The organism is Aliidiomarina halalkaliphila (genome assembly GCF_007096385.1).
Taxonomy (GTDB): domain Bacteria; phylum Pseudomonadota; class Gammaproteobacteria; order Enterobacterales; family Alteromonadaceae; genus Aliidiomarina; species Aliidiomarina halalkaliphila.
Map to the genome: position 1 here is coordinate 141,583 of NZ_VJWL01000004.1, position 13,084 is coordinate 154,666.

12 protein-coding genes are annotated in these 13,084 nt (G+C 50.9%); 7 read left to right on the plus strand and 5 right to left on the minus strand.

Annotated elements, in window-relative coordinates; translation table 11 throughout:
• Positions 1-71 precede the first annotated feature (71 nt).
• Positions 72-2,063 (minus strand): transketolase, encoded by a 1,992-nt coding sequence (gene tkt, locus FM042_RS10815; RefSeq protein WP_143236461.1) that lies wholly within the window; start codon positions 2,061-2,063, stop codon positions 72-74.
• 267 nt (positions 2,064-2,330) lie between these two features.
• Here tkt and metK point away from each other — a divergent pair, with 267 nt between their 5' ends.
• From metK to ruvX, 5 genes are read left to right on the plus strand one after another with little or no spacing between them, the layout of a single operon-like run.
• A complete protein-coding gene (gene metK, locus FM042_RS10820; protein WP_143236462.1) occupies positions 2,331-3,473 on the plus strand; it encodes a methionine adenosyltransferase in 1,143 nt (380 codons plus the stop codon).
• Positions 3,474-3,493: 20 nt separating this feature from the next.
• The gene (locus tag FM042_RS10825; RefSeq protein ID WP_143236463.1) at positions 3,494-4,219 is read left to right on the plus strand and encodes a 16S rRNA (uracil(1498)-N(3))-methyltransferase; all 726 of its coding nucleotides are present in this window, start codon (positions 3,494-3,496) and stop codon (positions 4,217-4,219) included.
• Positions 4,220-4,231: 12 nt separating this feature from the next.
• Complete coding sequence (gene gshB / locus FM042_RS10830) at positions 4,232-5,188, plus strand: glutathione synthase (protein WP_143236464.1); 957 nt, start codon at positions 4,232-4,234, stop codon at positions 5,186-5,188.
• A 26-nt stretch (positions 5,189-5,214) separates the two neighbouring features.
• Positions 5,215-5,820: a YqgE/AlgH family protein gene (locus tag FM042_RS10835; RefSeq protein ID WP_408608860.1), complete on the plus strand. Its 606-nt coding sequence runs from the start codon at positions 5,215-5,217 to the stop codon at positions 5,818-5,820.
• Complete coding sequence (gene ruvX / locus FM042_RS10840; RefSeq protein WP_143236465.1) at positions 5,820-6,233, plus strand: Holliday junction resolvase RuvX; 414 nt, start codon at positions 5,820-5,822, stop codon at positions 6,231-6,233. Before FM042_RS10835 ends, ruvX begins: the two co-directional genes overlap by 1 nt.
• A gap of 7 nt (positions 6,234-6,240) precedes the next feature.
• Here ruvX and FM042_RS10845 read toward each other — a convergent pair whose 3' ends face one another.
• Entirely contained in the window at positions 6,241-7,626 is a 1,386-nt protein-coding gene (locus tag FM042_RS10845; RefSeq protein WP_143236466.1) for a PhoH family protein, read from the minus strand.
• Between the two features lie 146 nt (positions 7,627-7,772).
• Between FM042_RS10845 and FM042_RS10850 the strand changes: the two genes are divergently transcribed.
• Entirely contained in the window at positions 7,773-8,423 is a 651-nt protein-coding gene (locus FM042_RS10850) for an RluA family pseudouridine synthase (protein WP_143236467.1), read from the plus strand.
• On the opposite strand, the gene FM042_RS10855 is transcribed toward FM042_RS10850, so the two are convergent.
• Genes FM042_RS10855 through FM042_RS10865 form a run of 3 tightly spaced genes read right to left on the minus strand, consistent with a single transcriptional unit; the run spans position 8,402 to position 10,502 of the window.
• Positions 8,402-8,785: a J domain-containing protein gene (locus tag FM042_RS10855; RefSeq protein WP_143236468.1), complete on the minus strand. Its 384-nt coding sequence runs from the start codon at positions 8,783-8,785 to the stop codon at positions 8,402-8,404. The two genes, FM042_RS10850 and FM042_RS10855, sit on opposite strands and share 22 nt — an antisense overlap.
• Position 8,786: 1 nt before the next feature.
• Positions 8,787-9,479, minus strand: coding sequence for an N-acetylmuramate alpha-1-phosphate uridylyltransferase MurU (gene murU / locus FM042_RS10860; protein ID WP_143236469.1), 693 nt, complete (start codon positions 9,477-9,479; stop codon positions 8,787-8,789).
• Positions 9,480-10,502: an aminoglycoside phosphotransferase family protein gene (locus FM042_RS10865; RefSeq protein WP_143236470.1), complete on the minus strand. Its 1,023-nt coding sequence runs from the start codon at positions 10,500-10,502 to the stop codon at positions 9,480-9,482.
• 125 nt (positions 10,503-10,627) lie between these two features.
• Here FM042_RS10865 and FM042_RS10870 point away from each other — a divergent pair, with 125 nt between their 5' ends.
• Complete coding sequence (locus FM042_RS10870) at positions 10,628-12,973, plus strand: LPS-assembly protein LptD (protein WP_143236471.1); 2,346 nt, start codon at positions 10,628-10,630, stop codon at positions 12,971-12,973.
• The last annotated feature ends 111 nt before the right edge of the window (positions 12,974-13,084 follow it).

Below are 13,084 nucleotides of genomic sequence, written 5' to 3' on the forward strand. Positions count from 1 at the left end.
CCAAATCCGTTAATAGCAACGCGCAGTGGCGGCGAACCTGATACTGGTTGAATCAAAGTCATACTCCGAAATTACACACGCTGTGCTGTTTGCACAACATTGTCGACGGTAAATCCAAAATGAGCGAAAAGTTGTTCTGCCGGTGCTGACTCTCCGAACGTCGTCATACCAACAACGGCTCCGTCGAAACCAGTATATTTGTGCCAGAAGTCCGCTATTCCTGCTTCGATGGCCACGCGACGGCGCACCTGCGGAGGTAATACCGCATCACGGTATGCCTGCTCTTGTTTATCGAATACGCAAGTTGATGGCATTGAGACCACGCGTACTTTTTCACCTGCCGCATGTAATTTTTCTGCGGCCTGCATGGCCAGTTCCACTTCAGAACCGGTCGCAATCAAAATAAGCTCAGGGTTCTTAGCGAAATCTTTGAGCACATAACCACCGCGGCGAGCATCGGCTAACTGTTCAGCTGAACGTTCCATCTGCGCCACCCCTTGGCGGGTGAAGATCAAACAGGTAGGCCCGTCGGTGCGTTCAACCGCCGCTTGCCAAGCAATTGCAGATTCTACTTGATCACAAGGGCGCCACGTTTGTACGTTCGGCGTAAGACGTAAGTTCGCTAACTGTTCTACCGGTTGGTGGGTCGGACCATCTTCACCCAAACCAATGGAATCATGGGTATACACATGAATCACCGGCTGCTTCATTAACGCGGCCATACGTACCGCATTGCGCGCGTATTCCATAAACATCAAGAAAGTCGCGCCGTAAGGGCGCAAACCACCGTGGAGTTGAATGCCGTTCATAATGGCGGACATGCCAAACTCGCGCACGCCATAAAAAATGTAGTTTCCACTCGCATCTTGGGCCGTGAGGGGCTTCGAATCCTTCCAGATAGTCAGGTTGGAGCCGGCCAAATCCGCAGAGCCACCAAGCAACTCAGGAAGGATCGGACCAAAGGCATTTAATGCATTTTGTGATGCTTTCCGCGTAGCCACTTTTTCTGGATTCGCTTGCAGCTTTTCAACATAGGCTTGGGCGTCGCGCTGCCAATTTGTCGGAAGCTCACCCGCCATGCGGCGCTTAAATTCTGCCGCGAGTTCGGGATGCGCTTTTTCGTAGTGAGCAAACAGAAGGTTCCAGCTTTGCTCACGGGCTTCACCACTTGTGAGTGCCGACCACTGCTCATACACATCCGCAGGCACTTCAAAGGCGCCATGGGTCCAGCCTAAGGCTTCTCGGGTTTTGGCGATTTCATCATCACCGAGAGGGGCGCCGTGGCAACTTTCAGTGCCCTGCTTGTTTGGCGCACCAAATCCAATAATGGTTTTACAGCAAATCAGTGTGGGTCGTTCGCTATCCGCTCGTGCGGCTTCAATGGCAGCTTTTATTGCTTGGCTATCATGGCCATCCACGTTTGCGATCACCTGCCAACCATAGCTTTCGAAGCGTTTTACCGTATCGTCGGTAAACCAACCTTCTACTTCGCCATCAATAGAGATGCCGTTGTCATCATAGAATGCAATAAGTTTACCCAAGCCCAAAGTGCCCGCCAGTGAACACACTTCATGGGAGATACCTTCCATCAAGCAACCATCACCTAAGAAGGTGTAGGTGTAGTGATCAACCACTGGGAATTCGGGACGATTAAATTGCGCAGCCAATACTTTTTCGGCGATAGCCATACCCACAGCGTTGGATACCCCTTGCCCCAGCGGACCAGTGGTGGTTTCTACGCCCGGCGTGTAACCGTACTCAGGATGCCCTGGGGTTTTTGAATGCAGCTGCCGGAAATTTTTAAGGTCGTCGATGGAAACATCGTAGCCAGTTAAGTGCAGCAACGAGTAAATCAGCATGGAGCCATGACCATTCGATAACACAAAACGATCGCGATTCGCCCACTCCGGATTCTGTGGGTTATGCGCCATATAATCCCGCCACAAGACTTCGGCGATATCCGCCATACCCATGGGAGCTCCCGGGTGGCCTGACTTAGCTTGTTGAACGGCATCCATGCTGAGGGCACGGATGGCATTGGCGAGATAGCGACGATCGGACATTACTGACTCCTGGCGGTTAGGTGATCACGTGAACGAGTGGGCTCGTATACCCTAGCGCGCGTATTGTCCATCATTCGGCCATCACAGGCAAATTCAGTCGCTTGATTTGACGGAAAAATAGCAAGGTAAGGAAAAACGCTTAGGGTTTCGTTTAGACAGATAGACGTCTAAATGTAGTATTTGTTTTGAGAATACGATAAACTCACCCCCAATTTTAAAAGTGCCGGCACAAACCGGTCTTTCTTTTATTTGCGAGAAGAAAATATTATGGCAAGACACTTGTTTACCTCTGAATCCGTTTCCGAAGGGCATCCGGATAAAATAGCCGACCAAATTTCCGATGCTGTCCTTGACGCGATTCTTGAACAAGATCCACGGGCCCGTGTGGCCTGCGAAACCTACGTAAAAACAGGCATGGTTTTGGTGGGCGGCGAAATTAACACCAATGCGTGGGTCGATATTGAAGAACTTACCCGCAATACGGTACGCAAAATTGGCTACACCCATTCTGATATGGGATTTGATGCCGACAGTTGCGCCGTATTAAACGCCATCGGCAAGCAATCTCCAGATATTAACCAAGGTGTTGATCGGGAACGCCCAGAAGATCAAGGCGCCGGCGACCAAGGGTTAATGTTTGGTTATGCCAGCAATGAAACCGCTGAGCTAATGCCAGCTCCTATTATGTATGCACATAAACTTGTGCAGCGTCAGGCGGAAGTTCGCCGTACAGAATTGCCATGGTTGCGTCCGGATGCAAAAAGCCAGCTCACCTTTATATATGAGAATGGCAAGCCCGTGGGTGTCGATGCCATTGTGTTATCGACACAACACGCCCCAGAAATTTCTCTGCAGCAACTGCGCAAAGATGTCATGGAAACGATTATTCAACCGGTATTACCGAGTGAGTGGCTGAGCCCGACCACCCAGATTCACATTAATCCAACCGGACGCTTTGTGATTGGTGGGCCCATGGGTGATTGTGGTCTTACCGGACGCAAAATTATCGTCGATACCTACGGCGGTATGGCGCGTCACGGTGGCGGCGCATTCTCGGGTAAAGATCCGTCGAAGGTCGATCGCAGTGCAGCTTACGCCGCGCGCTATGTAGCCAAAAATTTAGTCGCTGCCGGTCTTGCCGAGCGTTTAGAAATTCAAGTTTCATACGCCATTGGCGTCGCTGAACCCACGTCGATCAGTATCGAAACCTTTGGCACAAGCAAGTACGACGAAGATACGCTGATTCGACTGGTGCGTGAGCACTTCGATTTGCGCCCGTTTGGCATTCTGCAAATGTTGGATTTAGAGCGCCCGATTTATTTGCCAACTGCTGCTTATGGACATTTCGGCCGCGAGGAGTTTCCATGGGAGCGCACCGATAAAGTTGACGCTATTTTAGCGTCGCTTTAACCAACGCGCGGATACGATTCATGCGTATACCTCGGATTTATCACCCGGCACCTTTAGCCGGACTGCAACAGGTGACCCTCAGTGACGACGCCAGTCATCACGTGGGTCGCGTGTTGCGTATGCAACCGGGCCAATCGCTCGAACTGTTCGATGGCAGTGATGTGCGCTTCGCCGCAACCATCCTCCATGTCAGCAAGAAATCCGTGCAGGTTGAAATTAACGACAGCATCACCGACTCGCGCGAGTCCTCATTGGAGATTCACTTAGTTCAGGGAATTTCCAAAGGCGACCGCATGGACTTTGTATTACAAAAATCCGTGGAGCTCGGTGTTACCTCCATAACCCCAGTGTTCACCCAACGCTGTAATGTAAAACTCAACCAAGAGCGCCTTGCGAGAAAACAAGATCAGTGGCGCAAGATTGTGTTGGGGGCTTGTGAACAAAGTGGCCGCAATTGGGTACCTCAAGTGCGCGACGCTCTCGCCCTGCCGCAATGGCTACAAAACGCAGATACAAGCCAACGGGTGATTCTCGATCCTTATGCGCAAACGCGCTTTCGTGACATTCCTCGAAGCGCCGCGTATACCTTAATCATCGGCCCCGAAGGTGGCTTCACTGACGACGAAGTTCAGTTGCTCAGCGACCACCAATGCTTAGGGGTGCAGATCGGGCCGCGTGTTCTGCGCACAGAAACTGCCGCACTTGCGGCCATAACTGCGTTACAATCTCATTTCGGCGATTTCTAAAAGGAGCCTGCTATGTTGCGCGTCGCGATCGTAATGGATCCCATTGCTACCGTTAAAACCTACAAAGATACGAGTTTTCGCTTGGCCCTCGAAGCTCAGGCCCGCGGTCATGAGTTAACGTATTTAGAGATCGGTGACTTATTTATCGAGAACGGCAGCCCGTTTGGGCGTGTGCGTTCACTCGAAGTGCGCGACCAATTGGACGATTTTTACACCCTAGGTGAAAGCCGTGTAGAAGCGCTAGGCAGCTTCGATATTATTTTAATGCGCAAAGATCCGCCCTTTGATATGGAATTTGTATACGCCACCCACATTTTGGATCTAGCAGCACGGGATGGTGCATTCGTAGTCAATCGGCCGCAAAGCCTGCGAGATTGTGGCGAAAAACTCTTCACCGCATGGTTCCCAGCATTAATTCCAGCCACCATTGTGAGTCGTGATAGCCAACAAATTCGTGAATTTTACGCCCGCCACAAAGATGTTATCGTGAAACCACTCGATGGCATGGGTGGCGCGTCCATTTTTCGGGTCGACGAATCCGGTTCGAATCTCGGCGTGATTATCGAAACCCTCACCGATCACGGCAAACGATTCGCGATGGTTCAAGAGTACCTTCCGGCGATCAAAGATGGCGACAAGCGCATTATTTTGGTGAATGGTGAACCGGTTCCATACTCCCTGGCTCGTATTCCTTCGGCGGGAGAAACACGCGGAAACTTGGCTGCCGGCGGCAGTGGACGTCCACAACCATTAAGCGAATCTGATTTCGCCCTCGCCCATGCAGTCGGTCCTATCCTCAAAGAAAAAGGGCTGTATTTGGTGGGCCTGGATGTGATTGGTGATCGCATTACTGAAATTAACGTGACCAGCCCCACTTGTATGCGTGAAATCGAAAACGCCTATGATATAAATATTGCTGCCCAGTTATTTGAGGCCATCGAAGCGGACCTTTCCGCCAATAAACACTAATTTTTTGAGCAAAGGCATGGTTATCTGTGAGTAAAAGCACTCGAAAAACCCAAAGTAGTAACGACAGTACGGATTTTAACAGTCTGCAGAACCACTTTTTGATTGCGATGCCTGGCCTCAATGACCCTTTCTTTCAGCGCAGTGTGACCTACATCTGCGAACATAACCAAGAAGGGGCCATGGGGCTGATGATCAATCAGCCGGTGGACATGACGGTGGCCAAGCTGCTCGAACAAATCGAAATTGAAGTGCCCACCGACAAATATTTGCAAATGGCGCATGTGTATACTGGCGGCCCTGTGGCCACGGATCGTGGCTTTGTATTGCATACGCCCCAGCCAGGGTGGCGCAGCAGTTTGCAACTAGGCGATGACATTATGATCACGACGTCGCGGGATATTCTGGAGTCACTTGGCTCTGAACAAGCGCCGCCTCATTTTATTTTGGCCCTTGGTTATGCGGGCTGGGATCCGGGTCAGTTAGAGCAAGAGATTGCCGATAACAGTTGGCTGACCATTCCCGCTGACGCCGACCTCTTGTTCAATACGCCGACTCCGGAGCGCTGGAGCAAAGCCGCAGAACGACTTGGCTTTGATATTTCACAACTGTCGAGTCAGGCAGGCCACGCGTAATGAGCGTGCTCAGTTTTGACTTTGGCACTAAAAGCATTGGCGTTGCCGTTGGCCAAGCCATTACTGGCACCGCCACGCCCCTTACGGCGCTCAAAGCCAAAGAAGGGATTCCCGATTGGTTGCAGGTCGAAAAGCTGATCAAGGAATGGCAACCCACGCTTTGTGTGGTGGGCTTGCCACTAAACATGGATGGGACGGAACAGCCGCTCACGGATCTCGCACGCAAGTTCGCTAATCGCCTCCATGGCCGTTTTGGTGTGCAAATTCATCTGCAAGATGAACGTCTCACCACCACCAGTGTGCGCGAAGCCTTATTCGAACGGGGTGGTTTTCGCGAGCTGCAAAAAGGCCGCGTCGATAGCGCGGCCGCGTGCCTTATTTTGGAAGATTACTTCGCATCCTTATACGAATAATCCCCCGCTATAAATTTTCTTCAGCATATTGCGCCAAGCTTGAGCGCACCACGCCATTGAGATTCATAGTTGAGCTACCATGGTAATTTTTAAAGCGCTCCACAATGTAGGTGAGGCCCGAGGTCACCGCGGTTAAATAATAAGAATCGATTTGCGCTAAGTTCCCCGAGCAAATAATTTTGGTGCCAGCACCGCAGCGGGTCACGATAGTTTTCAACTGCGACGCCGTTAAGTTCTGCGCCTCATCGAGTAACACCACGGCATTTTGAATGCTGCGACCACGCATAAAGTTTAACGACTTAAACTGAATGTTGGCTTTGTTCATAATGTAATTCAAACTCGATTCCATGTTTTCGTCTTGCTTGTGCAACACCTCTAAAGAATCGGTAATTGCCGCCAACCATGGCGCCATTTTCTCTTCTTCGGTACCCGGTAAATAACCAATAGATTCGGCTATTTCTGGCGTATTTCGCGTTACAATAATTTTCTCGTATAAGCCCTTTTCAACCACCTGCTCCAACGCAGTGGCAAGCGCCAATAGCGTTTTCCCACAGCCTGCAGGGCCAGTTAAAATCACCAAGTCTTGCGTTGGGTCAAGCAGAGCATGCATGCCCATGGCTTGGTAAATATTTTTCGGTAAAATGCCCCAGGCACGCTGGCTCATCAGTCGCTCGCGACCAATATCCAATAGTTTTACATGGGTGTCAGTGAAGCTTTCTACGCGGGCAGCAAAAGTTTCCGTTTCGTCGAGTAAGTACTCGTTGGGATAAACCGCGGGGAACAATTCCCGGGCCACGTAGTGATAAATATCGCGCCCATCTTGTTCGGTCTTCACATCTTTTACGCTATCCCAGAAATTGCCTTCAAACGTATAAAAGCCTTTCGCCAACAGGCGAATATCGTCGATTAATTGGTCGGTGCGATAGTCTTCGACTAACTTCACCCCAGCGCCTTTTGCCTTCAGGCGCATGTTGATGTCTTTCGTCACTAACACGACTTTACGTGGGGCCCGATCCGCTTGCAGTTGCAATGCGGTTTGAATAATCCGATGATCATTTTCGTTCAGCGACAGCGCACTTTCGGTTTGGCGCAATTGGTAATCGGGAAAGATTGAGAGGTGCCCTTGTGCTTGATGTTCTCCGGTGACACGAGTCAGCGGAACCCCCGATATAATTTGCTCTGGTGTTGCTTCATGGAGCGCTTCTTCCAAGGCGCGAATAGCCACGCGGGCGTCGCGACTGACATCTTTCTGACGATCTTTGATGTGGTCAAGTTCTTCTAAGACCACCATGGGAATCACAACGTTATGTTCTTGAAAGTTAAGGAAAGCGAGAGGTTCGTGCAAGAGGATATTGGTGTCGAGGATATAGTACTTGGGCCCAGATTCACTCATAAGTGACCTCATCAATTGTTGTTGTTTTATTTAATCATAGACCAATCAAATGAAGCTGGTATGACAAATTTGAAAATTTTTTTACAGTTACTTTCTGCTATGATACGCGCTCGAATTATCGGCTTCTCCAAGTGAATGAAAACACCATGTTTGTGTATAACCCACCGCTCGATCCTTGGCTCACCATGTTGTGGCGGGATGATGATTTCATCGTCTTCAATAAGCCTGCGGGACTCTTGTCAGTGCCGGGAAAAGCGCCTGAGCACAAAGACAGTTTGATTCTGCGCGTACAGCGGGCATTACCGAGTGCGCGCGTGGTGCATCGACTCGATATGGCGACATCAGGAATTATCGTGATGGCATTGCACAAAGAAGCGCAAGGCAAACTCGGCCAACAATTTGAGCGTCGTCAAGTCACCAAACATTATCGCGCGCGTGTGTTTGGGCACATGGAAAACGATGCGGGGGAAGTCGCACTGCCATTGCGCTGTGATTGGCCAAACCGTCCCAAACAAATGGTGTGCACTGAACAGGGAAAATCGGCACTCACGCGTTTTCAGGTGGTCAGCCGCAACGCTAACACCACCGATGTGCAATTGTTTCCCGTCACTGGACGTTCACATCAGTTGCGAGTCCACATGCAACAACTCGGGCATCCAATCTTAGGGGATCGGTTATACGGAACCGCCGACTCAATCGCGGCCGCCCCGCGTTTACTGCTGCATGCGGAGTTTATTGCCTTTCGCCACCCGCTAACGGGAGCAGAGCTGGAGTTCTACTCGCCGCCACCTTTCTGACGTCGCTGTTGACGAATACGGTCGTACAATGCTTGTACTTCTTGCGCCGCTTGCTTCGCTTGCTCTTTGCGTTCGGCTGACGCGTCATTGGGTAACCGATCCGGATGACAGAGTTTCATTTTTTGGTGATAGGCTTTTTTTAACTCTCGATCGCTTACCTGCGGGCTGACTCCAAAAAACTGATAAATTTCCGCTTCCGTAAATCGTGCTGAGGCTTTCCCTTGCGCACTGTTTTGACGATGGCTTTGGCCACGCTCATTGGCGATTCTATCGATCCAATACCCTAACAGAAAACCCAGAATTGCGCCGAGAATGCGCCCTGCCGCAAAGCCTAAAAGGGTTCCAAGCAAACGTCCAAACATATTAGTCCTGCTTTTGATTGAATTGCGGATTCAGTTGGCGGTTCAATTGAGTGAAGCGTGCCGGTGTGCCTACATCCGTCCATAATCCTTCATGCAGTTGGCCACTCAATTTGTCCTGGGCTATGGCATGAGTTAAAAATGGTCGTAACTTCAGGAAGCCCGGTGCTGCGCCAGCGAACAGCCGCGGCGACAGAACACTCATGCCGCTAAATGTGTAATGCGGATGATCTTGAACGCGATCCGCCAGCAAGCGAAAATCGCCATGAGGATGATGCTCTGGATTTTCAACCAAAACTAAATGGCCCAAGTCCTCACCTAATGCTGTCGGCAACTTCCGAAAGTCGAAATCAGTAAAGATATCGCCATTGATCACCCAAAAGGGCGCCTCAGGATCCTCATGCTGCAACAAGGGTAAGGCCTGAATAATACCCCCTGCCGTTTCTAAGCCACCCGCCGGTTCATGGGACCAAAAAATACGGGCACCCCACCGGGAGCCATCGCCAAAATAGGATTCGAGTTGTTCCCCAAGCCAAGCCGTATTGATCACAATGTCGCGCACACCTGCCGCCACTAACTTCTCCAAGTGCCATTGCAAAAGAGGTTTTCCGGCAACCTGAAGGAGTGGTTTTGGCGTGGTGTCGGTTAATGGGCGCATACGTTGACCGCGCCCAGCGGCAAGAATCATCGCGCGCATCTACATGGCTCCTGTCGCTTCGCGACGCTCATGAATCGCCGGCTGAATGCGTGTGACCAACCAATCATGATAATCAGCCAGATCCGAATGCTCCGCAGCCACATCAACCAGATACTGCACCGTATTGGGAATATCCCCCAAGTAGCTCTGTTTGCCATCTCGGTGATATAAACGAGCAAAGATACCACTGGCCTTGGTATGGCGTTGCAGCCCCATCCAATCAAACCATTCCTGCCATTGCTCCGCGCTTACTGAAGTATCCAATAAGCCCCGATCTTGCAGGAGTTCGCGACACTGTTGTGACAATCGTTGCACAAAATCTGATGGCCAGCGCACATAACAATCCCGCAGTAACGATACTGCGTCGTAGGTAATTGGCCCGGTGACTGCATCTTGAAAGTCAATCACCCCAATGGTTTGCGAGGGTGTCAGCATTAAATTGCGACTATGATAATCCCGATGCACGCCCACGCTCGGTTGCGCCAAGGCTTGGTGTACCATGCGTGCGGATACCCGCTCCCACAATTTTTCTTCCGCCGGTGTAAGCGTCAATTGTAAATGTGTACCGAGCAGCCAATCTCGGAACAACCCATTCTCCCGCTCTAGTAATGCGCGATCATAGGGCGGGATAGCCCCTTTGCGATGTTCAGTGACGTGCATAATGGCAGGAAGCTCCGCCAACGCGCGGGCATACAACAAAGGCGCGGACTCGGCGGTTAATGCGCTATGGAACAATTGATCGCCAAAATCTTCGAGCAGCATCATGCCGCTGTCGTACTGGGCACCAATCACCGCAGGAACATGAACGCCTGCCTCTCGATATGCCTGTGCCAGAGAGATAAAAGGCTCCAATGATTCCGGGGGCGGGGCATCCACTAAAATCCAGGTTTTCTTTGCCTGAGCATCGTGTACGCGAAAATACCGCCGAAAGCTTGCGTCTCCCGCTAACGGGGCCACTTCCATGTTTTCATGTCCTAAAACCTGAGCCACCCAATGGTGCAAGGTTTGCGTTCGTTCCATCATGACGTGCTCCAAGAAAATAAAAATGTTCGCCAACAGGCTAGAACGCATCTTAGCAAATAGCCCGCAGAAGGAAATTGCTTTATCATACCTGCCATGATCTCAACCTTGGACGTAAGCCTGTTTACATGACGTTTTCGTTTCGCCCATTTGCAAGCACCTGTCGAACCATCTTGCGCGCCCTCATCGGGGCGGGTTGGGCGTCCCTGCTCGTCGGTGTGAGCTATGCCCAAGAAGCCGCGGAACTGTCGCCAACCACTTCTCCCGTTGGCCCACCTGCTGATCAGTGCCGCGTACTACCCAGTTGGTTACTCGAATTGCCAGCACGTGGTGAATTGGACGGCAACGCAAGCGAACTTGAAATTCGATCATTTGCAGATCGCACGCAAATTGATCGTAACCGATTTGCCACCATGGAAGGAAATGTTCAACTGATCCAAGGTGATCAATTCTTACGGACTGACCGAGCACAACTGGATCAATTAACAGGGAAACTCAGTGCGACCGGCGGACTCGTTTACAGTGATGGCTACATTGCGGTACGGGCAACCGAATTCCATGCGGACAGCTTTGAGCAAGCCGTGCAAATAGTAGATTCAGAATATGTCCTTATCCCAACTGGGGCCATCGGCCGAGCCGGGAAAATTGATATTCAAGCCGCCAGCGGCAGCCGCGAGGTAACCTTACATCAAGGTACGTTCACGACCTGTCCGGGGGATCGCCCAGCATGGCAAATTCGCGCCAGTGAAATTACGGTGAACGAGAATGAAAGCTGGGGTACGGCGCACCACGCTCAGTTTCGTATCTTCGATGTACCTATTTTATATATTCCACGCTTTAGTTTTCCGGTCACCGACGAACGCAAGAGTGGCTTTCTCTACCCGACGATTCGCAGTTCATCGCGCAATGGTTTGGAAGTAGAAATCCCCTATTACTTAAACTTAGCACCCAATTACGATATGACCTTGAGCCCGCGCCTGATGAGCGAACGAGGCATCATGGGTGTGGTTGAAGCCCGTTACCTTACCCCAAGCCACGAAGGCAGCACCTATGTGGAGTATCTCGATTCAGATACCAGTACAAGCGGCAATAACAGTCGCTCATTGTGGCGGGTAGAACATGCCACCGAGATTTCCAGCCGTTGGTCGAGTTACCTTGATATCGCACAAGTGAGTGACGTGGCCTACATCAACGATTTTGGGGCACCTTTTGCCAACCGCGCCGATCCAAATTTATATCGGCGGGCGCAATTCGACTATCGCGGCAATCAAACCCGTGCACAAATTCAAATTGAAGATTTCCAGATGCTCGGTCCCTATCGTGCGCCTTACCGCACGCTGCCGCGAGTGAGTGTGCAACATGAAGAAGGGATCTCAAATAATTTAACCGCGCATCTGCACAGTGAATTCAGCCATTTTCGTAATCCGATCAACAATTCCGACTATGCCACCCGTATGCATGTGGAGCCGAGCTTGCGCTATCGTGTCGTGCGTCCAGCATGGGATTGGACCGCAGACTTGCACTACCTTGTCACCCATTACGAACAATCGTCTGAGAACCCTGCGCAAGGCTCCACCACTCGCGCATTACCGCAGTTTCGCTGGCATGGGCAAGTGAATTTAGAGCGTCAAAACACGAAGCGCGAAGGGTTCCAAACCCTCACGCCGCAAATTCAGTATCTGTATGTTCCATTTCGCGATCAAAACCGCATCGGCATATACGACACTATTTTGATGCAGGATAACTATCACAGTTTGTTCCGTCCGCGACGCTTTACTGGGCTCGATCGCATCGCCGATGCCCATCAAGTTACCATTGGCGCATCCACTAGCTTCTTTGATGCTCACGCCGAAGAATTAATGCGGTTTAGCTTGGGGCAAATTATCTATTTAGATGAAAGCCGTACGCAACTCTTCGATGAAACCAGCCGGATTACAGCCAGTAACTCCGAGGTCGCGGCAGAACTGGATTTTCGTTTAAGTTCACGTTGGTTCGCGAGCTCCGCCATTCAATATGATACCGATTTGAGCCTCGTGCGGAAAAGTCGCGCAGCCATTGAGTATCGTAAAGATGATGGGAACTTGATACAGTTAAACCATCGTCGCGTTCGAGGTTTAGTCGGTACGAGTGAAGAAGTTGAGCAAGCGGGTTTCCTTGGAACTTGGGCATTGGCCGACGATTGGCGCGTAGCAAGTCATTGGTATCACGACCTACGCTCCAACCGTGCGATGGATGCCGCCATTGGTGTGCAATACGATCGTTGCTGTTGGTCTGTTCGGGTAAGCGCATATCGTCGCGTCGACCGTAATTTTGAATTCTTACAGCCTGGCGAGCCGTTACCACCAGCGGAGTTTGATACCGGCGTGAGTCTACAGTTTATTCTAACTGGGCTGGGTAGCTCCGGTCCTGGCATGCTCGATATGCTCCAGCAGAGCATTTTTGGCTACCGCAGACCGTTTTATTTGAACAATTAATTTCGTGGGCCATGGAATTATTTAATGGTTTTAGACTCCATAGTTCCAGTTCACAACATCGAAGTCGACCGGTTCGTTCTTCGATTTTTTGCAAGCACACAGAGAAGATTG